The sequence below is a fragment of the Bacteroides sp. AF34-31BH genome (assembly GCF_003602795.1).
Classification (GTDB): domain Bacteria; phylum Bacteroidota; class Bacteroidia; order Bacteroidales; family Bacteroidaceae; genus Bacteroides; species Bacteroides uniformis.
The window spans coordinates 749,960-776,479 of sequence record NZ_QTLV01000001.1 but is presented as its reverse complement, the minus strand read 5'-3'; the positions used below and the strand labels follow the sequence as shown (position 1 = coordinate 776,479).

At 47.7% G+C, this 26,520-nt stretch carries 16 protein-coding genes and 2 pseudogenes; 7 read left to right on the top strand and 11 right to left on the bottom strand.

Annotation, left to right across the window (positions count from 1 at the left end; translation table 11 throughout):
* Positions 1 to 50 precede the first annotated feature (50 nt).
* From DWZ67_RS03255 to DWZ67_RS03245, 3 genes are all read left to right on the top strand, one after another.
* Complete coding sequence (locus DWZ67_RS03255) at positions 51 to 1,070, top strand: branched-chain amino acid aminotransferase (protein WP_016273137.1); 1,020 nt, start codon at positions 51 to 53, stop codon at positions 1,068 to 1,070.
* A gap of 182 nt (positions 1,071 to 1,252) precedes the next feature.
* The gene (trmB, locus tag DWZ67_RS03250; RefSeq protein ID WP_016273136.1) at positions 1,253 to 2,011 is read left to right on the top strand and encodes a tRNA (guanosine(46)-N7)-methyltransferase TrmB; all 759 of its coding nucleotides are present in this window, start codon (positions 1,253 to 1,255) and stop codon (positions 2,009 to 2,011) included.
* A gap of 74 nt (positions 2,012 to 2,085) precedes the next feature.
* Entirely contained in the window at positions 2,086 to 3,186 is a 1,101-nt protein-coding gene (locus DWZ67_RS03245; RefSeq protein ID WP_016273135.1) for an Mrp/NBP35 family ATP-binding protein, read from the top strand.
* 92 nt (positions 3,187 to 3,278) lie between these two features.
* Here the strand turns inward: DWZ67_RS03245 and DWZ67_RS03240 are convergent, their stop codons facing one another.
* Positions 3,279 to 5,297 (bottom strand): M56 family metallopeptidase, encoded by a 2,019-nt coding sequence (locus DWZ67_RS03240; RefSeq protein WP_120138113.1) that lies wholly within the window; start codon positions 5,295 to 5,297, stop codon positions 3,279 to 3,281.
* A gap of 2 nt (positions 5,298 to 5,299) precedes the next feature.
* Positions 5,300 to 5,662 carry a BlaI/MecI/CopY family transcriptional regulator gene (locus tag DWZ67_RS03235; RefSeq protein ID WP_005829755.1) on the bottom strand — a complete coding sequence of 121 codons (363 nt, stop codon included), beginning with the start codon at positions 5,660 to 5,662 and terminating at the stop codon, positions 5,300 to 5,302.
* Positions 5,663 to 5,951: 289 nt separating this feature from the next.
* Here DWZ67_RS03235 and DWZ67_RS03230 point away from each other — a divergent pair, with 289 nt between their 5' ends.
* Positions 5,952 to 7,490 carry a Gfo/Idh/MocA family protein gene (locus DWZ67_RS03230; RefSeq protein WP_005829763.1) on the top strand — a complete coding sequence of 513 codons (1,539 nt, stop codon included), beginning with the start codon at positions 5,952 to 5,954 and terminating at the stop codon, positions 7,488 to 7,490.
* A gap of 69 nt (positions 7,491 to 7,559) precedes the next feature.
* On the opposite strand, the gene DWZ67_RS03225 is transcribed toward DWZ67_RS03230, so the two are convergent.
* Positions 7,560 to 9,461, bottom strand: coding sequence for a TlpA family protein disulfide reductase (locus DWZ67_RS03225; RefSeq protein ID WP_117589006.1), 1,902 nt, complete (start codon positions 9,459 to 9,461; stop codon positions 7,560 to 7,562).
* A gap of 146 nt (positions 9,462 to 9,607) precedes the next feature.
* Between DWZ67_RS03225 and DWZ67_RS03220 the strand changes: the two genes are divergently transcribed.
* Positions 9,608 to 10,675, top strand: a complete 1,068-nt coding sequence (locus tag DWZ67_RS03220) for an SGNH/GDSL hydrolase family protein (RefSeq protein WP_016273130.1) — start codon at positions 9,608 to 9,610, stop codon at positions 10,673 to 10,675.
* 218 nt (positions 10,676 to 10,893) lie between these two features.
* Here DWZ67_RS03220 and DWZ67_RS03215 read toward each other — a convergent pair whose 3' ends face one another.
* The 5 genes from DWZ67_RS03215 to DWZ67_RS03195 form a co-directional block, all read right to left on the bottom strand.
* Positions 10,894 to 12,132: an ABC transporter permease gene (locus DWZ67_RS03215; RefSeq protein ID WP_005829766.1), complete on the bottom strand. Its 1,239-nt coding sequence runs from the start codon at positions 12,130 to 12,132 to the stop codon at positions 10,894 to 10,896.
* Positions 12,132 to 13,310 carry an ABC transporter permease gene (locus DWZ67_RS03210; protein WP_009037852.1) on the bottom strand — a complete coding sequence of 393 codons (1,179 nt, stop codon included), beginning with the start codon at positions 13,308 to 13,310 and terminating at the stop codon, positions 12,132 to 12,134. The genes DWZ67_RS03215 and DWZ67_RS03210 overlap by 1 nt, the downstream gene beginning before the upstream one ends.
* 27 nt (positions 13,311 to 13,337) lie before the next feature.
* On the bottom strand, positions 13,338 to 14,327 hold the full coding sequence (locus DWZ67_RS03205; protein ID WP_005829771.1) for an HlyD family secretion protein: 990 nt from the start codon (positions 14,325 to 14,327) through the stop codon (positions 13,338 to 13,340).
* Positions 14,328 to 14,372: 45 nt separating this feature from the next.
* Positions 14,373 to 15,839, bottom strand: coding sequence for a TolC family protein (locus tag DWZ67_RS03200; RefSeq protein WP_008664221.1), 1,467 nt, complete (start codon positions 15,837 to 15,839; stop codon positions 14,373 to 14,375).
* 121 nt (positions 15,840 to 15,960) lie between these two features.
* Positions 15,961 to 16,839, bottom strand: a complete 879-nt coding sequence (locus DWZ67_RS03195) for a hypothetical protein (protein ID WP_005829777.1) — start codon at positions 16,837 to 16,839, stop codon at positions 15,961 to 15,963.
* A 230-nt stretch (positions 16,840 to 17,069) separates the two neighbouring features.
* On the opposite strand from DWZ67_RS03195, the gene mdh reads away from it, so the two are divergent.
* Both mdh and DWZ67_RS03185 read left to right on the top strand, forming a co-directional pair.
* Positions 17,070 to 18,011 carry a malate dehydrogenase gene (gene mdh / locus DWZ67_RS03190; protein WP_005829779.1) on the top strand — a complete coding sequence of 314 codons (942 nt, stop codon included), beginning with the start codon at positions 17,070 to 17,072 and terminating at the stop codon, positions 18,009 to 18,011.
* Positions 18,012 to 18,106: 95 nt separating this feature from the next.
* Positions 18,107 to 21,364, top strand: a complete 3,258-nt coding sequence (locus DWZ67_RS03185; protein ID WP_120138112.1) for a S41 family peptidase — start codon at positions 18,107 to 18,109, stop codon at positions 21,362 to 21,364.
* A 457-nt stretch (positions 21,365 to 21,821) separates the two neighbouring features.
* On the opposite strand, the gene DWZ67_RS20645 is transcribed toward DWZ67_RS03185, so the two are convergent.
* From DWZ67_RS20645 to DWZ67_RS20345, 3 genes and pseudogenes are all read right to left on the bottom strand, one after another.
* On the bottom strand, positions 21,822 to 22,547 hold the full coding sequence (locus DWZ67_RS20645; RefSeq protein WP_410492076.1) for a hypothetical protein: 726 nt from the start codon (positions 22,545 to 22,547) through the stop codon (positions 21,822 to 21,824).
* Between the two features lie 495 nt (positions 22,548 to 23,042).
* Positions 23,043 to 23,915 (bottom strand): annotated as a pseudogene (locus DWZ67_RS20350) (DUF4886 domain-containing protein); the annotation flags it as partial.
* Positions 23,916 to 25,383: 1,468 nt separating this feature from the next.
* Positions 25,384 to 26,493, bottom strand: a pseudogene (locus tag DWZ67_RS20345) (glycoside hydrolase family 105 protein); the annotation flags it as partial.
* Positions 26,494 to 26,520: the final 27 nt, after the last annotated feature.

Sequence of the window (26,520 nt, the reverse complement as noted above, 5' to 3'; positions counted from 1 at the left end):
GCTATTTTTGTTGCAAATTGTACGTAATGCAGTAACTAATACTTTGAGATATGAAAGAACTTGATTGGGCTAATCTGCCGTTCGGATATATGAAGACAGATTACAATGTGAGAATTTATTATCGTAACGAACAATGGGGTGAACTGGAAGTTTGCAGTGAGGAAACCATTCCTATGCACATGGCTGCCACTTGTTTGCACTACGGTCAGGAAGCATTTGAAGGTTTGAAAGCTTTTCGTGGTAAAGACGGTAAGGTGCGCATCTTCCGTTTGGAAGAGAATGCGGCGCGTCTGCAGTCCACCTGCCGGGGTATCTTGATGCCGGAGCTTTCTACGGAGCGTTTCAAAGAAGCCATTTTGAAGGTGGTGAAGCTGAACGAGCGTTTCATTCCGCCTTATGAATCGGGTGCTTCTCTGTATATTCGTCCGTTGCTGGTGGGTACCGGTGCACAAGTAGGTGTGCATCCTGCCAGCGAATATCTGTTTGTGGTGTTCGTGACCCCGGTAGGTCCTTACTTTAAGGGTGGATTCTCAACCAATCCGTATGTCATTATCCGCGAATTCGACCGTGCTGCACCGTTGGGTACCGGTACTTATAAGGTAGGTGGTAACTATGCAGCCAGCTTGCGTGCCAATAAGAAAGCGCACGATTTGGGTTATGCCTGCGAGTTCTATCTGGATGCCAAAGAAAAGAAATACATGGACGAGTGTGGTGCTGCCAACTTCTTCGGCATCAAGGACAATACGTATATCACTCCGAAATCCACTTCCATCCTGCCCTCCATCACCAACAAGAGCCTGATGCAGTTGGCAGAGGACATGGGTATGAAGGTAGAGCGTCGTCCGGTTCCTGAAGAAGAGTTGCTGACTTTCGAGGAAGCGGGTGCCTGCGGTACGGCTGCCGTTATCAGCCCCATCGAACGTATTGACGACGTAGAGAACGGTAAGTCATACGTTATTTCCAAAGATGGAAAACCAGGACCGGTATGTACGAAGCTCTACAACAAGCTGCGTGCTATCCAGTATGGCGATGAGCCGGATACTCATGGCTGGGTGACTATCGTTGAATAATTAGAGATTCTCTTGTGTCGTGAAAGTTTCCCGAAACCAAGATGGCACACAGATGACACAGATTAAACGGATGACCACAGATAAAGAGAAAAAAAATAATCTGTGAAAATCTGTCTAATCTGTGTCATCTGTGTGCACTTCTGTTTTCGGGGCATAGCATATATATATAGGACCAAGTAATTATGGGAAAAAACAAGTTAGAGAAGTTTGCTGATATGGCGAGTTATCCGCATGTTTTCGAATATCCGTATTCTGCGGTAGATGATGTACCGTTTGACATGAAAGGGAACTGGCACGGGCAATTTTTCAAGAACGACCATCCTATTGTCCTGGAACTGGGCTGTGGTAGGGGAGAATATACTGTCGGATTGGGACGCATGTTTCCCGACAAGAACTTCATCGGAGTGGATATAAAGGGAGCCCGTATGTGGACGGGAGCTACCGAGTCGCTGCAATCGGAAATGAAGAATGTGGCCTTTCTGCGTACGAATATCGAAATCATCGACCGTTTTTTTGCTTCGGATGAAGTGAGTGAAATCTGGCTTACTTTCTCGGATCCGCAGATGAAGAAGGCTACCAAAAGGCTTACTTCCACTTATTTCATGGAGCGCTACCGCAAGTTTCTGAAGAATGACGGCATAGTCCATCTGAAGACGGACAGCAACTTCATGTTTACCTATACCCGGTACATGATTGAAAGAAACCGGTTGCCGGTGGATGTGATGACGGAAGACTTATACCATTCCGGCATGGCTGATGAAATACTCAGCATCAAGACCTATTATGAACAACAATGGCTGGATCGTGGTTTGAATATCAAGTACATCAAGTTCCATCTTCCGCAAGCAGGCGAGTTGCAGGAGCCGGATGTGGAGATAGAACTGGATGAGTACCGCAGTTATAACCGTAGCAAGCGTAGCGGACTGCAAACCAGCAAGTGATGCGAATCAGTAGTAGTTTAAGCCACTGATTCGCATAAAAATAGTAAATAGTAAATTGTCAAATAGTAAATGCAATGGCATTATATCCAAAATTAATCCTTGATGCATTGGCAACAGTGCGTTATCCCGGCACCGGAAAGAACCTTGTCGAGGCAGAGATGGTAGCCGATAATATGCGAATTGACGGGATGAAGGTCAGCTTCTCGCTGACGTTTGAGAAACCGACCGATCCTTTCATGAAGTCGATGGTGAAAGCTGCCGAGACAGCTATACACACATATGTCTCTCCCGAAGTGGAGGTTGTGATTACCACAGAGAGCCGCCAGGCGGCGCGACCGGAAGTAGGCAAACTTTTGCCTCAGGTGAAGAATGTTATCGGAGTATCTTCCGGAAAAGGTGGTGTGGGTAAGTCTACGGTTGCTGCTAACCTTGCTGTATCTTTGGCAAAGTTGGGTTACAAGGTAGGGTTGCTGGATGCAGATATTTTCGGGCCTTCTGTTCCTAAGATGTTCCAAGTGGAAGATGCCCGTCCTGTGGCGGAGAACATTGGTGGACGTGATTTAATTGTTCCGATAGAGAAGTATGGCATCAAGCTGCTTTCCATCGGTTTCTTTGTCGACCCCGATCAGGCCACCTTGTGGCGCGGAGGCATGGCAAGCAATGCTTTAAAGCAACTGATTGGTGATGCCGACTGGGGAGAACTGGATTATTTCCTTATTGACCTTCCTCCCGGAACGAGTGACATTCACTTGACCGTGGTGCAGACCTTGGCGCTGACGGGGGCTATCGTTGTCAGCACACCGCAGGCTGTGGCACTGGCAGATGCACGCAAAGGCATCAATATGTTCACCAATGACAAAGTGAATGTGCCTATCCTCGGTTTGGTAGAGAATATGGCTTGGTTTACACCTGCCGAACTGCCGGAGAATAAATACTATATTTTCGGTAAAGAAGGAGCCAAGAGGTTGGCGGAAGAGATGAATGTACCGTTGCTGGGGCAGATACCTATTGTACAGAGCATCTGTGAGAGTGGTGATAAGGGCACTCCGGTTGCTTTGGATGAGAATACAGTGACCGGGCGTGCGTTCCTGCAACTGGCTGCTGCCGTAGTCCGTCAGGTAGACCGCAGAAATATGGAAATGGCGCCGACACGGATTGTGGAAGTGCATAAATAAACATGGATATTTTCCTTATGAAAAAGGAGCAATTGCCCGTCGCCGGGTAACTGCTCCTTGTTCATTTAAACTTGTTTAGAGAGAAAATTAGTTTATTTAGTTGGAGTAACAGTGGCATTCTGGACAGCAGGTTTTTTCTCCGGTTCTTGCAGACGGAACATGATGGGGACTGTATATTTTACGTTTACAGCTTGTCCTCTTTGCATGCCGGGTTTCCACTTGGGCATGATGGTAGTCAGACGGATTGCTTCAGCGTCCAGCAGTGGGTCGGCACCACGGATTACTCTGGGGCATATGATGTTCCCTTCTTTATCCACTATAAACTGTATGACCACTCTTCCCTGAATCTTAGCTTTTTGTGCAGCTACCGGATATTTGATGTTTTTACTGATGAATGCCATCATTGCAGACATGCCGCCGGGATATTCCGGCATTTTTTCTACGACTTCGAAAACGGTTACTTCCTCCGGGTAGGTTGTCTCTTCGGGAGCGTAACCCACTACTACCATTTCATCTATCTTGTTTTCAATGGGAGCATACTTAACTTGTGTATTGTCTTCTGTCAGACGGAACATCACGGGAACTGTATATTTTACTCGTACGGCTTCTCCTTTTTGTGTACCGGGTTTCCATTTGGGCATGACACTGACTACGCGCACGGCTTCTTTGTCCAAATCAGGGTCAACACCACGAAGCACTTTCGCATTGGCGATGCTACCGTCTTTTTCCACCACGAATTGTACGGTTACCCGCCCTTGTGTACCTTTCTTCATGGCTGCTTCCGGATACTTGATGTTCTTTTTCAAATATTCCATCAGTGCTGACATTCCTCCGTCGGGGAATTCGGGCATGTGTTCTACTACCTCGAAAATACCATTCGCATCGGGGGCGAGTGTAGGTGGGGTGTACTGATGCTCATCCATGTTGATGGTGCGTGTGGTTTCTCCTTGAGAGAGAACAAAAATGAAGTTGTTCCCGGTTTGGGAGGTGGCATACATCGTGGCATGTTTCAGTCCGTTCATGTCTAAGGTGATGTCGGTCTTTCCATCTCCTCCGGTCTTGAAGTCCAGTTGTTTTCCCGCCAGCGTGGTTTGGATTTTTACGTTCGGCACAACTTTCCCTTGCTTGTCTACTATAGTGACGTGGAAGGTCGTTTCGCCTTTCTGTTCAGGATTCATAATACTGAGGGGCAGCTCTTCTATTGCCGTTAGGGTGGGCATCCATATCTCGGAAGTCCGTGCCACGGTTTCGATATTGCTGACAATCATAAGTAAGGCCGCTAAAGGAAGGAACATCAAATATTTGGTTCTTCCTATTTCTTTTGTTCTCTTTTTGTTCATCATCTTGATGCGTTTTTTTAGAGGTAAAACATTGAAACTGTTATAGATAGTTGCTGCAGCCTTTTGATGTGACAATCCTAACAAATGGTACTGGTAGGTTTTGGAGTCATAGCCGTTTTCCAATACGCGGGCGTCGGCCATATATTCCAGATTGGTACGGATTTCCCGTTTCATGAGCCAGGCAAAGGGATTGCACCAGCAGAAAATGCACACCAGTTCACTGATGATGACATCAATGGAGTGCCATTGCCGGGCGTGTGTCTGCTCATGGGTCAATATTTCGTTGAACTCCTCTTCCGTATGCGAGGACGGATGGATAAAAATCCAGTGGAAAAAAGAGAAAGGCCCGTCTGCCTTGGGAAGCAGATGTATACTTGTGTTGCCTATTTGTATCTTGCGGCATCGGCATGCCAGGCGGATGATGCCTGCCAGTTGCACGACGAGGCGTATCATCAGCAATGCCGCTATTCCCCAATAGGCGATATTGGCATATTCTGAAAGGATGCTTTTCCAGTCGGTCGGAGCCGCTTCGGTGCCTACTGTGAGTTCCGGCAGTACAACGCTGGCATAGAGGTCTGCCATGGCTACCATCGGTTCCTGCTCCGTAATCCACGTTTGTATGTTCAGCAAAGGTACGGCGGCGGAAACGGCAAAGAAACAGAGCAGTGCGGTTCTGCGCCAGCCGAAAAACGTGTCTTTGTAGAAGAACAGCCGATAGAATGCATAAAACAGTACTATCGCTACGTTCACTTTCAGAAAATAGGCTAACATGTTTACTCCTTTCCTTTCTCTATCATATCTATAATGTCTTTCAGGTCATTGGCCGAAATCTTTTGGTCTTTGGCGAAGAACGAAACCATTTCCTTATAAGAATTTTCAAAGTAGTTGCGCACAAAACCGCTCATAAAGGTACGTTTGTATTCGCTTTCGCGTATAAGCGGAGTATACTGGTAGGTGTTGCCTACACGTGCGGCACGGATATACTGCTTGCGCTCCAGGTTTTTCACAATAGATGCTACTGTTGTGTAGGGAGGCGCCGGTTTGGGGTATTTGGCAACAATGTCTTTTACGAAGCAACTGCCCAGTTCCCAAATGTACAACATTGCTTCTTCTTCTTGTATCGTTAACTTTTCCATGGATAAAGTATTTAAATGAATTCAATGCAAATCTACGAATATTTCGTAAAGTAGCATCAAACAGTGAGTTAATTAATCTAAATGTTCCTGCTGTGTGTATATTCTTTTGCCAGATTGAAAAGAACATGGCTGTTGATAATCTTCTTTTGGCTAAGATTGTCTATCTTTGCAGAAGAAGCGAAGACTGGCGGCACCTCAGCATAAAAAATGAACGGGTTCATTTTATTCTGCATTCGGTTTGCGCTGTCTTTGTTGCAATGAATTCTTTTACCTTAAATAAAGCAGAAATATGGGAACAGTTAAATCGTTGTTGCTGGGAATGTGCTTCGTATTGGGTGCATGCACAAGCCAGACTTCTACTGTGCAAACCACAGAGAAGGGAACTCAATGGGAATGGCAGAATGGTACCATTGTTGTCAAAACTCCCGAGCGTCCGGCAGGACAGAAGAGTGTATTGGGACTGACTACTCCGAAGTTGGAGGCAGTCCGTGTGGGTTTTGTTGGTTTGGGGATGCGTGGTCCCGGAGCAGTGGAACGTTTCACTTATATTCCGGGTACGCAGGTAGTGGCTCTTTGTGATTATGAAGAGGCCCGTGCAGATAAATGTCAGGAGCTCTTGAAGAAGGCATCCATGCCCAAAGCCGCCGTCTATTCCGGTGATAAGGGATACGAGGAACTCTGCAAACGTGATGACATAGACTTGGTTTATATTGCTGCGGACTGGCTGCATCACTTCCCCGTTGCCAAGTGTGCGCTGGAGAACGGAAAGAATGTAGCGATAGAAGTACCTTCGGCCATGAATCTGCAGGAATGCTGGGATTTGATTAACTTGAGTGAATCTACCCGTAAGCATTGCTTCATTCTGGAGAACTGCTGCTATGACTGGTTCGAGATGAATACGCTGAACATGGCGCAGCATGGCGTGTTCGGTGAAGTTATCCGTGCGCAGGGTGCTTATATACATAATTTGAGCCCGTTTTGGGACCATTATTGGAAGAATGGAGAAAATGACAAGCTGGGCTGGCGTTTGGACTACAACATGAAGCATCGTGGTGACGTGTATGCCACCCATGGCCTTGGCCCGGTGGCGCAAGCACTGGATATTCACCGTGGTGACCGTATGGAAACGTTGGTAGCCATGGATACCAAGTCTGTAGTGGGCAAGGAGCTGGTAGAAAAAAGAACCGGCGAGGAGTGCAAGGAATTCCGTAACGGTGACCATACCACGACCATGATTCGTACAGCCAATGGAAAGGTGATTGAGATTCAGCACAATGTAATGACACCACAGCCTTATAACCGTTTGTATCAGCTTACGGGTACCAAGGGATTCGCCAACAAATATCCGGTAGAAGGGTATGCGCTTGACGCTGACCAGCTGAGTGCATCGGGCGTTCAGCCCAAAGTGGATGATTTGAATTCACACGGTTTCCTGCCGGAGACGGAGATGGAGGCACTCGTGGAGAAATACCAGCATCCCATTTTAAAGAAGTACGGTGAGATGGCGAAGGAAGTAGGAGGTCATGGTGGCATGGACTTCGTGATGGACAGCCGTCTGGTATATTGCCTGCAAAACGGTCTTCCTTTGGATATGGATGTATACGACCTTGCTGAGTGGTGCTGCCTTGCAGAATTGGGAGAACTTTCTATGGACAACGGTTGTGCGGCTGTGGCATTCCCCGATTTCACCCGTGGTGAATGGAATGTGGTGAAGGGCTACAAGCATGCATATGCAACTCCGGAAGAGGAAGCGGCTGCTATGGAGAAGGCAAAGGCATTTACTGCTAAACTGAAAGAGCAGGGAGCCAAGGAATGGGCTGAAAAGTAATAGCGGTATACTGATAAAACAAAAAAACAGCAGGTGATAAGCCTGCTGTTTTTTTGTTTTATCAGTTTGTCATTTAGTCACTTTCAGCAACTCTTCCTTCATCTTCTCTACTCCCGGAAAGCCGGTTTGTCTGAACGTGGTGTTTCCTTCGCGGTCTACAATCAGATAAGTCGGTACCCCTTCTATCTTGAATGTATCCGATAGGTATTTCCATTGGGCATCTGTCAGACGGAAATGTTCGCCGTGGATGTCGGGAATCATATTCTCCCAGGTCTTCAAGGGGGAGGTTTCGCCGGTGATGTACAGATATAGGATATCCTTGTCTTTCAGTTCCTCCTTCATGGGGGCCATCGTCTTGTTTGCCATACGGCATGGACCGCACCAAGTGGCCCAGAAATCTACTAACAATACTTTTCCTTTGAATTTGCTGATGATAGAAGTGAACAAATCTTCGTTGCTGACGTTGGCGTCCACTTGGTTGATGGTATAGCCCGTCTTTTTCTTGTTGGCTTCGAGTTGTGCCAGCAGTTCGTCATTGGCGGCAGTCAGCATTTCACGGTATGCGGCGGGCATGGCGGCAACGGTGGCCTTTTGCTCGTCGGTGAGCGGGGTGAAGTTCTTGATACCCCGGTAGAGGGTGACATTGCGGGCTATATCGAAGAAGATACCTTTGTCGGTTCCCCAGGCTTTGGCCAATTCTCCACTCCGTTCGACATTCCTTGAAGCCATTTGTACATACTGGTTGGACAAGACTGCCTGCGGCACATTCAATATACTCATATCTTCGTCGGACACGTAGTTGGCGGGTACTTTCCGGGCAAGTTCCTGATAGTAGTTGTTTGCTTCCTCCCGTTTGATGAGATTGGCGTGTAGGGCAGCCGATGTCAAGATGCTGGCAACGGAAGACAGCATGGCATTTGTAATCAGTTTGTTATTGATAGTCAAAAGTTGTCGGGTAGAAGCACTATAAGGCAACTTGTCTATTGCTTCTTGTGTTTCGTCGGATATTTGAAGTACGTATGCTTTGGCTGCATCAATATCCTTGCCAGCCAGTGCAGCTATGTTTTGATAGAGCTTGTCTTGCATGTCGATGCTGAGGTGGTTTCCGTTCAACTCTTGTGCCACGGTTTCCAGCGGTCCGTTGATATATACCATTTCTCCATAGGGTTTCCCTTCGCTGTGGAATTTAGACTTGCGCCGGGAAGCTTCGCGTAGATTGACGTATATTTCTGTTGTCTTGCCGGGTTCCATGAAGAACTGGAGCATATGCTCTCTACCCAAATATATGGTACATGGGGTAGTGCCGGGCAATGTTACTTCTTTGGTGAAACTGCCGTCAGGCTGGATGTCGAGTGGTATGTCCGTGATGTCTCCTTTGATATTCTCCCACACGGCAATACTGATTGGCATTCCCATATTGGGGCGTGAATCCAGGAGTTTTCCTTTCAGCATGGCTTTTCCGTATTGGATGACCGGTTCGGGAAGTTCGGCATTAGGGTCGGCTTTGTGTACTACGGCGTTCTGGGGAAGTGCCAGTTCCGGCAGTTTCTTGCTTTTCAGTTGTATTCCCCAGATGCTGAATCCGTTTTCCACCTTTTCGCCTTCGGTGAAGTCGAAGGAGGTAGCATTGTCGGATAGGGGAGGAAAGACCAACTGGAATTCCGCTTCGCCCGATTCGGGCATCCAAAATTCTTTACCTGGTATGATGCCTATACCGGAACGCAGTTGGTAGGTTTCTCCGTTATTGTCTGTCAGGTAGCTGTCGGGTGCAATCTGTATCCAGTACTTGGGACGATACTTGGCATAGATGTGGAGCACGGTTGCCGTGTCACTGATGACTACTTTACTCACTTCGATGGAAGTCGTGTTTCTTACGATAAACGCTGGTTGGTCAATCACACGGTTTTTGGCTTGCAGGGTACAGCAGATGCACAGTAGGAAGCCTGCTAAGAGTAAATGAATGTGTCTCATATAAATTGTTTTTTGCGAAATTACGAATGTTTCGTAAAGAAACAAGCATGTGGGAGTTAATTGATGTAAAATACTTCCATTTCTTCGTTTTTCAAAGAAACCTTGTATCTTTGCCATCTGATACTTAACACTTAATATCTTGTCATATGAGAACCAGAATTCTTTTGATGGGCTTGTTGTTGGCCGCTGTTGCCAATGCCCAGACTATCTATCATGATGCTTCCGCCTTCCCCCTTCTGGGCAAAGCAACAGAATCTACCCTTACCCGCTATGAGCGTCTGCCGGACTCTCTGCAGAACATCTCCCGCAAGCCGTTGTGGGACTTAGGCCGCAACAGTGCCGGACTCGCCGTGCGCTTCCGTTCCAACTCTACAAGCATTTCTGCCAAATGGGAAGTAAGGAACAATATGAGTATGAACCACATGACACCGACCGGCATTAAAGGCCTCGACCTCTACTGCTTGCAAGACGGCAAGTGGATATTTGCCGGTAGCGGACGTCCGCAGGGCAAAATCAATAAGGCGACTATCGTAAGCAATATGTTGCCCGAGGAGCGCGAATACCTTTTGTACCTTTCTTTATATGATGGGGTTACCTCGCTTTCCATCGGCGTGGATTCTTTATCCGCCATTACCCCGCCGGCAGTAGACTTGCCGAAACGTGAGAAGCCGGTGGTATTCTATGGTACCAGCATCTTGCAGGGAGGCTGCGCTTCCCGTCCCGGCATGGTGCATACCAATATTCTGGAACGTTGGCTCAATCGTGAGTGCATCAATCTGGGATTTAGCGGCAATGCCTTGCTCGACCTGGAGATTGCCGATGTCATAGCCGGTGTGGACGCTTCTATGTTTGTCCTCGACTTTGTGCCCAATGCTACCGTGGAGCAAATGAGAGAGCGTGCCGATAAATTCTATACCACTATCCGCAGCAAGCATCCCGATACGCCTGTCCTTTTCGTGGAAGACCCTCTCTTTACCCACTCTCCTTTTGACACCAGGATTGCCAAGGAGGTAAAGGACAAGAATGAGACATTGAATGCCTTTTTCCGTTCTTTGAAGCAACGTGGAGAGAAAAACATCTATTTCCTTGCTTCCCGTGACATCATCGGCCACGACGGGGAGGCTACAGTAGACGGCATTCATTTTACCGATTTGGGCTTTATGAGGTATGCTGAGATACTTTACCCGATATTGGAGAAACATATGCGACCGTAATTAGGTATTACAACCGTTTGTCTGTTTGCTGCCTTGCCGATGCTGTAGGGCAACTATTTGTTTCCTTTAACAAAACAGTCTGTTTCCTATAAGGGAACAGACTGTTTCAATATGGCGAACAAACTGTTTTTATATATTGGAACAAATTGTTCTGATACGCTGAAACAAAGTGTTCAAACGCATGTGAACACTTTGTTTCGTAGGCTTGGAACAATGTGTTACGCTTCTATACTCTTATGCTTCTTATACTCTTCAATCACATGTTTCCTGCTCTGCAATATCTGCCAGCGATATACCAGGCACGTGGTGATGAAGTAGAAGCCCGTTTGTATCCATAGTGCTTGGTACTCGAAAGAGACTTCATTGAGTGTGGCTCCCATGCTGTTGATGCGTACGTAGCCGTTGATGCCGAAGGTAGAAGGGAAGATGTACGAGAAGTACTTCCAGAAAGCGGGCATAGCAGCTCCCGGCCATGAAATGCCGGAGAGGAACAGCAGCGGCACGGAGGTGAACACGAACAGCAGCATGCACGTTTCGCGGTTGCGGATGGCAATGGATGCTGTCATGGCAAAGAAAATACAAGCGGCCAGGTAGGGCAGGGTGAACAGAGTCAGGACACCGGGTATCGCTATTTGGTTGAGGCTGAAAAGCCATGGAACCACACACAGTATATATACCGATACCAGTGAATATACCATGAAGTAGCTCAGCCCTTTTCCCATCACAATGCGTAGTGTGCCGTTGTAGTGGCGGTTGATAGGCACCAGGTCGCGGAAGCGGTTCTGTTCGCGTGCCGTCCCGGCAGACAAGCCGATGCCGAGTAGCAGCGTTTGCTGGATAATCAATACCAATACTGCCGGAATCAGGAAAGCGGCAAATCCGTTGGTTGGATTATAGAGGGCGACATCCTCATACTCTATCGGGTAGGCGGTAATCTCGTCCTGGCGGTCGGTGGTATTGGCGCTTCGCTCCACTTTGATGTCTGCGTTCATGGCAAGCGACACGTTGGTGTTGGCAGTCAGCAAGGCTTTGTAATACAGCAGTCCGCTCATGTCGCAGAAGATGCTGACCTGCGTTTGCTTACCGCGTACAATGTCGTCGCTGAAGGTGGAGGGGATGTAGATAATACCGTATGCCCTGCGGTCCTTCAACATCAGTTTGGCTTCTTCCATATCAGCGCAGTAGCTCACGAGGCTCACTTCGGGACTGGAGTCCACTTTCCGCAGGTATTCGCGGCTCAACGAGGAGCGTGAGTCATCCACCACGACAGTGGGCACTTCGTGGATAGTTTCGTTGGTATAGATGAAAGCGTATATCAACGGATAGACCAACGGAACGAGCACGAAGAAGATGAGCACGCCCTGGTCGCGGAAGGTGGTGCCGAATTCCCGTTTCCATATATAGAACAAGTCATGAATGCCTTGTATCACTTTCTGTCTGAACGTCAGGTCTTTCATTAGGGCATGTATTTATAGTAAACCAACGCTCCTTTCAGCCTATGGGCTATAAGGAACGGGAGCATCATGAAAATAAGCAGCGCTACGTAGTTGACCCACGAGTAAATCATGGGGTATCCATTCAGTGCCTGGTCCACATAAATCAGGAAATAGTGGCGCAGGGGGAACAGATTTGCCAATGCCTGCAATACGGGGTGCATGCCCATGGCAGGGAATGACAATCCGCACATGGAGAAAGAGAGTACGCCCCATAGGGAAGCGAAACTGAGTCCCAGACGCAGGGTAGGCAGGGTTCCTATCATCAATATTCCCATGCCTTGCGATGCCAGCACCAGGCAAAGAGTGGCAAGCAGCATCGGCAGGATGCCGCTGTTGCAGGGAAAATGGAGGAAACCGTAGAGGTATACATTATATAATATTCCCATCAGGAAGAAGATGGCGGTATGCGGCAGCAGTTTGCCGGCAAGGGAAATCCAGATGGAGTTGTTGCCCATGCGCAGCCATTCGCGGGCGGTGCGGTCTTTTATCTCGACTCCGATGGAATAGACGGTTACCATGAAGATAAGCAGCATCAATACGCCCGGTGCAAAGGTGTTGCACAGATATACGGAGTAGTTCAGCCACGGGTTATTGAGTGGATGTGTATCTATGACGATGGGTTGGAGGAAGGCCATCGCTTGTTCCTCGGTAGCTCCTTTGGCATATAGGGTGCTACGTGCTGCGGCACCGGATGCCAATTCGCTCATCATCTTCATGTCCTTGAAGAGGAGTGAACCTGCGATGAGCAGGGTATTGTTTGTATAGAAAGAGAGTTTGGGCTGCCGTCCGGCCTGCGCTTTGGCAGAGGTACCTTCGGGAATGTAGAAGAAACCGTAAATCTCTCCGCGCTGCATGGCGGTACGGGCTTCGTTGATGGTAGGGTAGCGGGCGACGACGGCTGTCTGCTCAAAAGCGTCCAAGTTACGTATCAGCTGGCGTGAAGTGGCACTCATGTCTTGGTCCACCACACCTACGGGCATGTCCGTAGGAAGCCCGGAGTCCATCAGCGTGGTGAAGAATATGTAGCAGAACAACGGTGCTATCACCATACAGAACAGATAGAGCGGGCGGGAAACAAGACGGCGGCATTCGCGTCTTGCTACATTCCACAAAGCCGTATGTTTCTTATTTCTTTCCATCATCCTCTCCAATAACTCATAACTCCTTTACTTCTTCAATACAACACTCATTCCCGGACGCAGTCCTTCCACCTTCTCTTGCGGAGCGGCTTTTACTTCGAATGTTTTCAGGTCGAACTGGCCGGTAGTCTTGGTCGCTTTCCAGGCGGCATATGTGCCGAGGTCTTTCATATAGTACACTTTCAGGCGGATATTCTTATCGAGTGCAGGGATGAACGCCTCGAATTCGGTATTCATACCCAACCCTTGCAGCAAGTCCTCGCGTACATTGAAGGTTATCCACATATCGTCCAGAATGGCGATGTTCATAATGGGAGCACCCGTGCCCACGAGCTCGCCTACTTTGGGGAATATCTCGGATACCTCACCGGCAGTCTGTGCAATCAGGTAAGTTTCCTTGATGTACGATTCAACTTCGGCCACAGCTCCTTTGGCACGTTCCACCAAGGCAGCGGCAGCGGCTTTGTCCTCGCGTTCCGCACCGTTCTTGGCCATATCATACTGGGCTTTGGCGGCTTTCTCCGTAGCCCGGGCTGCATTGCGTTGGGCGGTAACTTCGTCAAGCTTTTGTGTAGACATCACGCCTTGGTCGTGCAGGTTCTTCACACGCGTGTAGGATTTTTCGGCAATCTCCAGTCCGGCCAGTGCCTTTTGCCACATTTCATAGGCAGCTTGTATCTGTTCCCGACGGGCGCCTTTTAGAGCTTTTTCGTTCTGGGCTTGGGCTGCCGATTCGGCGGCGCGTGCTTGTTCCAGTTTGGCCTGCACGTCCGGAGCCTCCAAAATGGCAAGGGTGTCTCCGGCTTGTACGCTTTGTCCCTCTTTTACACGAAATTCCAGAATACGTCCCGGCACTTTGCTCGATACTCGATACTCCGTTACTTCTGCTTGTCCTTGCACAATTTCCGGCCCTTTACGCAACATGAAGAAACCTACAAGGGCAACGATGGCAATCACTCCCGTCAGCGTGAGGAATGCCAACAACATGTTACTGTTTTGTGATTTTGTATCCAACATATTATTTACTATTTGACTGTTTACTATTTACGATTGAAGAAACTATCAATTATCAATTGTCAATTCCCCCGTTGCCTTTCTCAGATAGATTTCCGTCAGTTTTACGTCAATCTGTGCGTCTATCTTTTCCGATTGGGCAGAAAGCCATGCGGTGTGCGCTTCGAGCACATTGCTGGCAGGTATAACGCCTTCCTCAAAGCCAAGTGTGGCGTATCTCAGGTTCTCGTTGGCTTTTTCCAGGTTCTTTTCGGCCATGGTCAGTTTCTTGGCAGCTTCGTTCACTTGGAAAGCCGACTGGTTGACCTGCAGCTCTATCTTTTCTTTGGCGTCATCCAACTGGTATTGGGCGATGCGTGCTTCCGATTTGGCTGCTTTTACTTTATAGATGCCTTCGCCCCAGTGCCAGATGGGTACCGACACCATGACACCCACATTCCACATCCCCTTGAACTTTTTCTCGAAACTGTTGAAGACGGAAGGGTTGGTTGCCATATAGCTGCCCATTAGTGCTATGGAAGGAAGATATTCCGAACGGGTGACATTTACTTTCTGCTTATAAATCTGCGTGGCAAGTTCCAGGCTACGCACTTCGGGACGGGTAGCATAAACATTGTTGATGTCGATGGCACCGTTTTCCGGAGTAGTGGGAGCCAGGTCTTCCTTCTGTTCGTCTGTGAGCATGACGGGAGTGGAAAGGTCGAGACCACACAATTGGCACAGCAGCATCCGGGCAAGGCTCAGGCCATCGGTTACTTTGGTCAGGGTCATTTCGGCCTCATTCACTTTTACTTTGATGGAGAGTCCGTCTGCTTTGGTGGCAACGCCTTCGGCAATCATTTTGTCAACGTCGCTGTCGAGCTTCTGCAGTAGTTTCAGATAACCTTCTGCCAGCTTCTTTTTATGGGCAAGGGACACTACCTGCCAATATGCCTGGTCTGTACTCAGGATTACTTCCTGCATACCGGTGTTGTGCTGCTGGCGGGCCAGCTCTTCGGCGTATTTGGTAATTTTGTTGTAGGCACGTATCTTGCCGCCCATATATAGGGGTTGGGTCAAGGTCAGTGCGCCCGCATACATGTTGCGGGTGTCTGTACGAAAGGCGTCAACCAAGGATTGGCCTGCACCGTCGAGGGCACCTACCAGGCTTTGTCCTAAAGCCGGCAATTGGCCTGCCAGTTCTGGATGAAGCTGTGCGATGACTTGGGCAGCCTGCTGTAACGGTCCGCTGAGACTTGTACCCAATCCGGACAAGGCTCCTTTCTGAGCGTCGCTGAGGATGGACAACTCTTTTTGACTGCGCATATATCCGCCGCTGGCCGAAATGTTGGGAAGGTAATTAGTAAATGCCGCTTTCCTTTGATAGTGGGCGGCGTTGATTTTTTCCTGGCTTATCAGCAGTTCTTTGTTGTTGGAGATTGCCAATGCACGGCAACTATCCAAGCTTAATGCTTCCTGGGCCTTCATGGGGAAGGATAGGTATGCCAAACAGATGAAACAGAAGAACTTTTTCATTGGGCTATACATTAATTAAGGTGATGAATCTGTTGTTTATACAGCAACAATAATTGCATAAACAACGATGCAAATGTATAGGCTTTCAATGATATTGCAAAATAATTTAGATTTTTTTGTATTAATTCAAGCTGAATGATTGCGAACCGATAAGGGTACCGTCAGCAAAAATGTCTACGCGGTAGGTGCCTGCATAGAGGTATTCTTCTACATCCCAATATACGGTGACGGCTTGCTCTTCTCCGTTGTATTCTATATACTTCTTGATGGAATATACCAGTTCCCGGTTCTCGTATGGGAAGGTGTTCGAGGAACTTTTGGTCAGCACGTCATTGTCCGGTTTGGTGATGCGGATGTAGAGGGTACGTTCGCCGGTCTCTGCAGTGATGTTTTTCACGATGGAGAAGTTTATTTTGAACTTCACGATGTCTTTCACCTTCTTGGCAGTCTTGCCGCGTTTGTTTGTGGGCTGCACAGAGATGTTGGTGGCGTCCAGTTGGGCGGCAAGTGTCACGGTCTTGGTAAGGTTCTTCTTCTCTTCGGACAAGTTGCTGATTTGCCGGGAAGCGGCGTTGTACTTCTTGGTGACATCGGCTATGATTTCCTTCTGTTGAGCAGTCAGGCGGTTCAGCGAGTCAATCTGGTTGATATAGCCTATCATGACTTTGCGGAGAGAGGCCAGTTCCTTCTTCAGACGGCGTATCTCGGTGGCATTGCTGCTCTTCACGGTGCGGAGTTCTTCCAATAAACGTTGGGTCTTCAATTGTTCCTGCTCTAAGAGTACGGAGAGGGAGTCGTTGGAGACTGTCAACTTCAGTTCGTCATATTGTCTGGCGAAGTCTGTGTATTGATTTTCAAGGTCTTCTTTATCCAGATTGAATTCCATCACCAGTTCCTTGTTGGTTTGCTTTTCGGAAATCAGCAGAATGGTAACTCCTATTAATAATAAGATAAGGAGGCTGCCTGCCACGATGAGAAGTGTATTCTTCTTAACTGCCATTTTTGATAATGATTAATGGTTAAGTGATTAATGGTTGGTGGCTGATTATTCGTCCTACATTCATTAATCGTCCGCAAAATTAATCATTAATCATTAATCATCGTCCACTAATCATTGGCTAAATGTGTATTTAACTAAAATTATTACGGAAATATTTCTCTAATTACGAAGTTCGCTGTACTTTTGCGTCATCTTTAAAGAACACTTATAAACAAAAAACTTTAGAAATTATGTCAAAAGTAACCGTAGTAGGTGCAGGTAACGTAGGTGCTACATGCGCTAATGTGTTAGCCTTTAATGAAGTGGCTGACGAAGTGGTAATGCTGGACGTGAAAGAAGGCGTTTCAGAAGGTAAGGCAATGGATATGATGCAGACTGCTCAACTGCTGGGCTTCGACACCACTGTTGTAGGTTGTACCAACGATTATGAGAAGACTGCCAACTCCGACGTTGTAGTGATTACTTCCGGTATTCCCCGTAAACCGGGTATGACTCGTGAAGAATTGATCGGTGTTAATGCAGGTATCGTTAAGTCGGTTGCACAGAACATCTTGAAATATTCTCCGAATGCTATCCTTGTGGTTATCTCCAACCCGATGGATACCATGACTTATCTGTCATTGAAGTCTCTGGGCTTGCCGAAGAACCGTATCATCGGTATGGGTGGTGCTTTGGACAGCTCTCGTTTCAAATATTTCTTGTCTCAGGCTTTGGGCTGCAACGCCAACGAAGTGGAAGGCATGGTTATCGGTGGTCACGGTGATACTACCATGATTCCGTTGGCTCGTCTGGCTACTTACAAAGGACAGCCGGTAAGCACACTGCTGAGCGAAGAAAAACTGAACGAAGTGGTAGCTTCTACTATGGTAGGTGGTGCTACACTGACTAAGTTGCTGGGTACTTCTGCATGGTATGCTCCGGGTGCGGCAGGCGCTTATGTCGTTGAGTCTATCATCCACAACCAGAAGAAGATGATTCCTTGTTCAGTATATCTGGAAGGAGAATACGGTGAATCAGACATCTGTATCGGTGTTCCCGTAATCCTTGGCAAGAACGGTATCGAGAAAATCGTTGAACTGGAACTGACTGCTGACGAAAAAGCTAAATTTGCTGCCAGCGCTGCTGCCGTTCACAAGACAAATGCCGCTTTGAAGGAAGTAGGTGCTCTCTAATTGAGGGTAACTTAAAATGATAAGCAAACCTCACGGTCTTTTTCCGAAAGGAAAAGTCGTGAGGTTTTTTTTATTCTCCAAAAACAAGAATCATTATGAAAAAACTACTATTAGGTATTGCTGCCGTTTGCCTGGCTGGTTTTACTTTTGCGCAGGATGCTCCGCTGTGGATGCGTCATAGTGTCATCTCTCCCGATGGGACCACCATTGCTTTTACGTATAAAGGAGACATCTATACGGTGCCGGTTGCCGGTGGACGTGCCATGCAGATAACTACCAATCCCGCATATGATACGGCTCCGGTATGGAGTCCGGACAGTAAGCGGATTGCTTTTGCTTCGGACCGTATGGGAAGCCTGGACGTCTACATTGTGGCCAAAGACGGAGGCGAACCACGACGGCTGACTACCCACTCGGGAAGCGAAACGCCGCTTGCTTTTACAGATGCCGGACATGTCTTGTTCTCTGCGGGCATCATGCCGTCTGCCGAGGCTGTTGTCTTTCCCTCTAACGGGCAGTTCAATCAGGTCTATCGAGTATCAGTGGAGGGAGGGCGCCCGACGATGATTTCGTCCATGCCTATGGAGTGCATCTCCATCAATAAGGAGGGAGCGATGTTGTATCAAGATAAGAAAGGTTACGAGGACTACTGGCGTAAACATCACGTATCGCCCATTGCCCGTGACATCTGGATGTATACTCCGGGAAAAGAACCGCAGTACCGCCAGCTGACCACTTTCGGAGGAGAAGACCGTGAACCGGTTTGGGCTCCTGATGGAAAAACATTCTACTATCTGAGTGAGGAAAACGGCTCTTTCAATATCTACCGACGTACTCCCGGAGATGCGAAGGCCGTGCAGTTGACGCACTATACCAAAAATCCGGTACGCTATCTCAGTGCCGCTACGGACGGAAGGTTGTGCTATGGATTTGATGGTGAGATTTACACCCTGCTTCCCGGTGGAGAAGCGCAAAAGGTGAACATCAGCATTGTTTCCGACAGAAACGACAAGGATATTATCCGCCAGATTAAGAGTAGCGGTGCCACGGAAATGGCAGTGTCTCCGGATGGTAAGGAAGTGGCTTTCGTTTTGCGCGGCGATGTCTACGTCACTTCAGTGGAATATAAGACTACGAAGCAGATAACGAATACTCCTTGTCAGGAACGTACCGTAGACTTTGCCCCCGATGGGCGGACACTGGTTTATGCTTCCGAACGTGGCGGGCTTTGGCAACTTTACACTTCGACGATTGTGCGTAAGGATGAAAAGCTGTTTACCTATGCCACAGAGCTGAAGGAAGAACGCTTGACAAACTCGGATGCCGCTTCTTTCCAACCCCAATACAGCCCTGACGGTAAAGAGATTGCCTTTCTCGAAAACCGCAGCACCATCCGTGTCATCAATTTGAAGACAAAGGATGTGCGTACCGTTATGGATGGCAAGTATCAATACTCTTATTCGGACGGTGACCAGTGGTTTCAGTGGAGTCCGGACAGCAAATGGATTCTTTCGGACTATATCGGTGTAGGTGGATGGAACAACAAAGATGTTGTGCTGCTGAATGCCGATGGCAAGGGTGAAATGGTGAACCTGACCGAGAGCGGATACAACGATGGCAATGCCAAATGGGTATTGGGTGGAAAAGCCATGATTTGGACCAGTGACCGTGCGGGGTATCGCAGCCACGGCAGTTGGGGAGCCGAAGACGATACTTATATCATGTTCTTTGATGCTGAAGCATACGACCGTTTTTTGATGAATAAGGAAGAAACCGCTTTACTCGAGGAAGCGGAGAAGGCAGAGAAGGAAAAAGCCGGGAAGAAAGACGAAAAGGATGCCAAGAAGAAAAAAGGGGATGCCGACAAAGATAAGGAGAAAAAGGTAGAGCCGTTAAAGTTCGACCTCGCAAACCGCTTTGACCGTATTGTACGCCTGACCGTCAACTCCTCGCATATGGCAGATGCCATGCTTTCTGCTAAAGGGGATAAACTCTATTATCTTTCTGTTTTCGAGGATGGGTACGATCTTTGGGAACACAATCTGAAAGAGAATGTTACAAAAGTTCTTTTGAAGAAAGTAGGTGCAGGCGCTTTGCAGCCTGACAAGGAAGGGAAGAATATCTTCCTTTGTGCCCGCGACGGAATGAAGAAGATAGAGATTGAAGGCAGCAAGATTTCTCCAATTGAATTTGAGGCTTTCTTCGATTACCGCCCTTATGGTGAGCGTGAATATATCTTCGACCACATCTGGCAGCAGGTAAATGATAAGTTCTATGTGGCAGACTTGCAAGGTACGGACTGGAATGGATACAAAGAAACTTATAAGCGCTTCTTGCCGTATATCAACAATAACTACGATTTTGCGGAAATGCTGAGTGAGATGCTGGGTGAATTGAACGGTTCTCATACGGGAGCGCGTTATTATGCTTCGGGCGCAGCACTTCCTACGGCTGCTTTGGGAGTGTTCTATGATGAAGCTTATGCGGGCGATGGATTGAAGATTAAAGAAATTATAGCTCAGAGTCCATTGACGAAGAAAAAGACGGATGTCAAGCCGGGCTGTATTATCGAGAAAGTGGATGGTGTTGCCATTAAGGCTGGCGCTGATTATTTCCCGTTACTCGAAGGTAAGGCAGGCCGCAAGGTGATTCTCTCGGTCTATGATCCTGTTACCGGAAAGCGGTTTGAAGAAACCTTGAAGCCCATATCTTACGGTGCCCAGAATGAGCTGTTGTATAAGCGCTGGGTGGAAAACTGCCGCAAGAAGGTGGATGAATATTCCGGCGGACGCATTGCTTATATTCACATCAAAGGTATGGATAGTCCGAGCTTCCGTAAGATTTACTCCGATTTGTTGAGCGAAAGCAGTCGTAAGAAAGAGGCTGTTGTGGTGGATACCCGCCATAACGGAGGCGGATGGCTGCACGAACAAGTAGCGACGTTACTTAGCGGCAAGGAGTATGAACGCTTTGTGCCGCGCGGCCAGTACATCGGCAGCGATCCTTTTGATAGATGGCTGAAACCTTCGTGTATGTTGGTTTGCGAGGATAATTACAGCAATGCCCACGGTACTCCTTTTGTGTACAAGACGTTGGGTATCGGTAAGCTGATAGGTGCTCCAGTGGCAGGAACCATGACTGCTGTCTGGTGGGAAAGCCAGATTGATCCAAGTATTGTATTCGGTATTCCGCAGGTAGGTTGTGTGGATATGCAGGGTAACTATCTGGAGAACCGGACTTTACAGCCGGACATCTTGGTTTATAATGAGCCGGAAGCTGTTTTGAAGGGAGAAGATGCACAGCTGAAAGCGGCGGTGGACCACTTGCTGAAGGGGTTGCAACAGAAGAGATGAGTTGTTAAAGCGCTGATTTTTATATAGAACTCAGATTATTTAACGTGAGTCCGACGAATTCAGATACTCTGTTGATTCGTCGGATTCACGTTTTTTAAAGTTTTCTCACGTCAGTGTTCTATCTGCAAGAGTGTATGACTGAGTTCCCGACATATAGGGACTTAGCCCCTTTCGCATTACGACTGTAACCCCTAAACATCCGGATGATGTCTGTGAAAACACCCGGATGTTTTACCCCAAAAGACCCGGATGTTTTAGGGTAAAACATGGGGATGTATTGGGTCAAAACATCCGGGTGTTTTGGGTATACAGTCGTAATGTGAAAGGGGCTAAGTCCCTATGTAAAGGAAACAAAGTCCCGGACTATTGTATGCTGGGTTTCGTTATCCTGTTCGGGCGCTCATTTCTTCATTCCTGGTGACTCATATCTCTCCGAATGTCCTGAAGGGGAAGTTTCTTATTTGCCTTTGAACCATTTATCAGCGAACCAGATGTATTGTTCCCAATCATAAACCGTAATGTCATGGATTCCGGTGCGGATATGGTAGGCAATGCTTCCATCTCGGACGGGGGTATCTGTGGCAGGCATCTCTGTAGACTCTAATCCTTTCTTGCCAAAAAGCTCATATACGGGAGTGGCATATACTCCGGATAGGAATTCGCCTTTGGGGTCGGCCCAGCGGTCTTCGGTTGCACTGGCTATGTAGACCGGACGGGGAGCTTGCAGGGCAATGAGCTCGTGTTGGTCGAACGGTAAATTTTCCTCCTTATCATTGTATTTCCAGAAGTTGCGGCAGAACCAATGCGTGAATTGCCGGTTGACGGCACGGACTGTTTCGCCAAAGGCACGGCGAGAGAGCGCTGCACCTCCGCAACCGGAACAGTTGGAAATGATTAGGGAAAAACGTTGGTCTGTAGCACCGGCCCATAGTGCTGCTTTGCCATGTCGGGAATGACCGAAGACGGCCACCTTGGATGCATCTATCTCTTTGTCCGTCTCAAAATAGTCCATAGCACAACTCATGGCCCATGCCCATGCTGCAATGGTCCCCCATTCGTTATCGGCAGGACGGCGTTGCTCCTTTTGGTAGAACAAAGGATGAACTCCGTTTTTGAAGGCATCATCGAAATCAGGGTCAATGTCTCCCCGGTAAATAGTGGCAAGTGCATAGCCGTTCTTCATTATCGTTTCTATGGGCCAGCGTGCCGAGGCGATACCTCTTTCGGGGAGCTTCCTCCATCTGAACTCTTTTTGTTTTTCAAGTGTAGGATATGATATGCCGGGGTCGGTGCTGATGGTGTGGTTACCTTTGAAGTTGAGTCCGAAGAACAACGGTACGGTTCCCGCACGTTGGTTGGGAATGTACATGAGTATGGTGAAATACTTTTTGTTGTCCTTTGTAAGATAGACATTGACTTCTTTTCGGGTAGCCAGTCCTCCAAGGGCATGGCTGTCTTCCGTCAATACTTCGAAATGCATGTCCTTAGGATGCTTGGGAGCCTTACCGAACATCTCTGTTTCAAAAAGTCTCAATAGTTCGGGACGGCGTTTTTTCGTCCATTGTTCTGCTGTTGTTACCGGTTTCCCGTTTTCCAGTGTCAACGCATCGGGCAAGGTGTATTCGGGAACATTCGCTTCATTGTAATTGGCTTTGGAGGCCGGCTGCTTCAAATCGACCAGATGGGTGACCTTGTCCGGACAAAGTATGGCTGCATGTGCGGCTGTCTGGGCTACTTCCTTCTCGTCATAGTTCATGCCTTTTGGGGAGTAGGGGGCTCCTATGACTTTTTGGCCGGTCAAAGCTTCGAACCAGGTACAAGCGGCGGTATATCTGCCTATTTTCAGGTCCAGATGATAGCCATCCCTATTCATGTGGTCGCCTATAAAGGTGGTGCGGGCATTCTGGATGGCAGTTCCGGAGGGGATGATTTTTTTGATGCCCACCAATCCGGCCGCTTCCTTAACGGCATCGACAATATCGGTGTACATTTTCATCTGGCTTGAATTGTAGTTCTTGAATCCCGAATGAGTGCTGTTGCCGGCATAGGCCCAAGTTTGATGCATCATTAAAACAGTCTTTTTACTGACCCGTGGCTTGACATAATTCACCAGTTCCGGGAGAGACGCTTTGTATGTCTCGTAAATGCCTGATACCGGACTTGCTTGTTGCAGGCTTACATAGTCCCATGGTTCGTCGGCAAGGGCTTTCTCAATGGTCATTTCCCGGATTTCTACCCTTTCCCCATTTTTGTCTACTTTGCGGTAGGCGTAGGCCGGTGTATTGTTGCGTATATTTTTTACATGCCGTTCCAATGAACATCCTCCGATATACATGTTGCCGATAATCATGATATAACCTTCGGACTTTCCCAGTTCGTGCAGATATTGTTCCACTGCATCTTGTGAGAAACTGTTGCCTATGGCCAGCACTCTAAGAGTGTCTGCGTCAGTTGCTTTTGCCTGCAGTCCTCCGGAGGAGGAAAGCAGTAGAGCAAGCAGGAGGAAGAGCTTTACCGATAATCTTGAAACATGCAAGTCGTTTCTTTTCATCATACCTTTGTACGCTTTAATGTATTTACTTTATAGTTACTTCTGCCAGTTTCAGCCAACCGGAGTCTGTGTAAGTACCTTTGGCAGAGATATTCAGTCCTTTTACATTACTGCCATTGCCTTTGGTCGTATCTACCAAAGCCACTGCCCAAGTATAGTTGCCTTTCTTGACTCCCTTGATTTTAGGAGTAAACTCATAAGAAGTGGGATGGTCTTTAATCCAGACCGACAAATCGGTATTGCTGTCCAGATAGGAGTAGGCTATCTGATTGTCTTGATTCAATAAGGCAAAGGCTACTTTGTATTTCTGATTCCATTGTGGTATATTGGTAGGACAGTATCCCCAGCCTAAATTGTTCCAACGATGTGCTATTCTTATTTTTGTCCCGTTCTTTATCTCTTTGGGAACCACAATGGAATCGGGATACAAACGATAACCTCCTTCGGAGATGAAACGCTCAACCAGAGGATAGGCATCACGGAACCAACTCATGGTTTCGTCTCCTACACGGAAATCCATCATGTTGACATGAGCTTCCTGACCGTCTTCAAATTCTCCTATACGAACTTCTTTGGCTGTTTTGTAACCGCTCGGGTCATTGTGGTAAGGGTGTTTGCTTACAATCCAGCCACCTTCCAGCAATACCGGACGCTTCATAATCCAAGGCTTTACATAATTCCGTTCCCACTGGCCGTAATACTCTCTCATTCCGAAAGCATCATGGCGTAAAGAAAAACCTTTCTCACAAGCACTGTCCAACAAGCGTTTACTATCGGGATCAAAGTTCTCCTCACCTGCCCAGTCTTTGCCTGCACCCATCCAACGATGGTAGTTGATAACTAAAGGTACTTTGGTGAAGTGTTTGACGTAGAGGTCTGTAATCCAATTGAACACAGCTTCCCGGTTCTTGGGGTCAATGTACTTCATGGTGTGTGCTTCACCCCATTTGCCAAGACCGTAGCCGTCTATAAATTCCACCAGGTCAGGGTCATTGTATTTTTTGGCAAATGCTTCTATGAACTTTGCATATTTCTTCTGGAAGATAGGGTCATCAGGATAGGGAGAGCGTTTTCCATTGTCTGTATAGTATTTGGCTCCTGCATCGAATACATAGGCCGGAGTGGCTTCATTTTTTCGGTCGCGGCTGTCGACAACTACACGGAAAGAGAGACGCATACCTCTGTCGAGTGCCCCTTGAATTACTTTTTTCAACTTTTCGTTGGTATCCCAGCCGTAGACTCCTTCGGCGGGATTGAAGGTACTCCAATGCGTACGGATATAGAGTGTGCGTGCATAATCGGAGATTTTCACGGTTGTTCCTTTTTCCGGTACATAGATATGGTCGTATTTCTTCCAGAAGTCATCGCTGACATTCTCATTTGCATAAACAACCCAACCACTTAAAGGGTTTCCCTGCATGGTTTTTCTGTCTGGCCAGATTTTTATATAATCAGCTTCCGTATCTACAGCCATCTTGTATATCTGGCATCCTGCTGCAAGAAACGCACCGACACCGTAAACTTCTGTCATGTCACGCGTCACTTTACGGGGGTCGGCACCGATAGGCTGTACCCAGCCAAGTTTACCGCTTGCATCTACAGCATCGGTCAGTGCCTTCCAGCCTTTTATAATGACTGGCATGAAATCGTCTTCACTCAAGAGTCCCGCATTTACGCCATAGGCCAACGCATATACAAAGAAACCGGTGGAACTGGTTTCGGGAGAAGGATAAGAAGCCGGATCCAGAAGGCTGGCATGCCAATAACCGTCTTCGTTCTGCAATCCGGCGATACGTGTGCATAACCGGATAAACAGTTCTTCGTAATAAGCGCGTTCCATCAAGCCTTTGGGCAACTCCTGCAATACTTCTGCCAGACCGGCCAGTACCCAGGCATTTCCACGTCCCCAGAACACCTTTTTGCCATTGGCTTCTTTTTTACCGAAATAATGCCAATCGCGGTAGAAAAGGTTCTCTTCCTTATCGAATAGGTATTCGTAGGTAGCCCGGTATTCATTGTCCATGAATTGGAGGTATTTCCGGTTGTTGGTTTCACGGTATAGCTTGGCATAAACCGGGGGGGCCATAAACAAGGCATCACACCAGGTCCAGCGTTCTAGGGTTTTGTTGTCACCATACTCCAGTTTGAATGTACCGTTGGATGGATGGTTGACAATCCATTCCGTACGTGCCAGGGTAGGAGCCAGTATTTCCTCTTTTTTATATTTACGGTATAAGTCAATGAATGATTGGGAAACGGTTATATCGTCTGCATGGTACAACCGCTGATGGGGTTGCCAGCAGTTTCGTCTTCCTATTTTATAGAGCCATTGATAGTAGGTGCTGTCATTGTACTCCTCTTCTGCCAGTTTAGCCCAATCTACCATACCTACATAAAGTGCTCCATTGGTCCAATCCAGGTCGTGGTGTTCGTGGGCAGTGTTAGGATTGGAAATTTGCCAGTCTGCCACTTGCTTCATTTTCTCTTTTACTTCCTTTTTGCTGAATGGCACTTGTGCCATGATTGCCATACTGATAAACAGAAAGGCTGCTGCTGTTAATTGTCTGTGTATCTTCATGATTGTTTATTGATAAAATTAAGGGAA

What these genes read in the sequence shown, in the direction of transcription:
- DWZ67_RS03255 (WP_016273137.1), top strand. Translation starts at nt 51, where the DNA reads ATGAAAGAACTTGATTGGGCTAATCTGCCGTTCGGATATATGAAGACA.
- trmB (WP_016273136.1), top strand. Translation starts at nt 1,253, where the DNA reads ATGGGAAAAAACAAGTTAGAGAAGTTTGCTGATATGGCGAGTTATCCG.
- DWZ67_RS03245 (WP_016273135.1), top strand. Translation starts at nt 2,086, where the DNA reads ATGGCATTATATCCAAAATTAATCCTTGATGCATTGGCAACAGTGCGT.
- DWZ67_RS03240 (WP_120138113.1), bottom strand. Translation starts at nt 5,297, where the DNA reads ATGTTAGCCTATTTTCTGAAAGTGAACGTAGCGATAGTACTGTTTTAT.
- DWZ67_RS03235 (WP_005829755.1), bottom strand. Translation starts at nt 5,662, where the DNA reads ATGGAAAAGTTAACGATACAAGAAGAAGAAGCAATGTTGTACATTTGG.
- DWZ67_RS03230 (WP_005829763.1), top strand. Translation starts at nt 5,952, where the DNA reads ATGGGAACAGTTAAATCGTTGTTGCTGGGAATGTGCTTCGTATTGGGT.
- DWZ67_RS03225 (WP_117589006.1), bottom strand. Translation starts at nt 9,461, where the DNA reads ATGAGACACATTCATTTACTCTTAGCAGGCTTCCTACTGTGCATCTGC.
- DWZ67_RS03220 (WP_016273130.1), top strand. Translation starts at nt 9,608, where the DNA reads ATGAGAACCAGAATTCTTTTGATGGGCTTGTTGTTGGCCGCTGTTGCC.
- DWZ67_RS03215 (WP_005829766.1), bottom strand. Translation starts at nt 12,132, where the DNA reads ATGAAAGACCTGACGTTCAGACAGAAAGTGATACAAGGCATTCATGAC.
- DWZ67_RS03210 (WP_009037852.1), bottom strand. Translation starts at nt 13,310, where the DNA reads ATGGAAAGAAATAAGAAACATACGGCTTTGTGGAATGTAGCAAGACGC.
- DWZ67_RS03205 (WP_005829771.1), bottom strand. Translation starts at nt 14,327, where the DNA reads ATGTTGGATACAAAATCACAAAACAGTAACATGTTGTTGGCATTCCTC.
- DWZ67_RS03200 (WP_008664221.1), bottom strand. Translation starts at nt 15,839, where the DNA reads ATGAAAAAGTTCTTCTGTTTCATCTGTTTGGCATACCTATCCTTCCCC.
- DWZ67_RS03195 (WP_005829777.1), bottom strand. Translation starts at nt 16,839, where the DNA reads ATGGCAGTTAAGAAGAATACACTTCTCATCGTGGCAGGCAGCCTCCTT.
- mdh (WP_005829779.1), top strand. Translation starts at nt 17,070, where the DNA reads ATGTCAAAAGTAACCGTAGTAGGTGCAGGTAACGTAGGTGCTACATGC.
- DWZ67_RS03185 (WP_120138112.1), top strand. Translation starts at nt 18,107, where the DNA reads ATGAAAAAACTACTATTAGGTATTGCTGCCGTTTGCCTGGCTGGTTTT.
- DWZ67_RS20645 (WP_410492076.1), bottom strand. Translation starts at nt 22,547, where the DNA reads ATGAAGAACGGCTATGCACTTGCCACTATTTACCGGGGAGACATTGAC.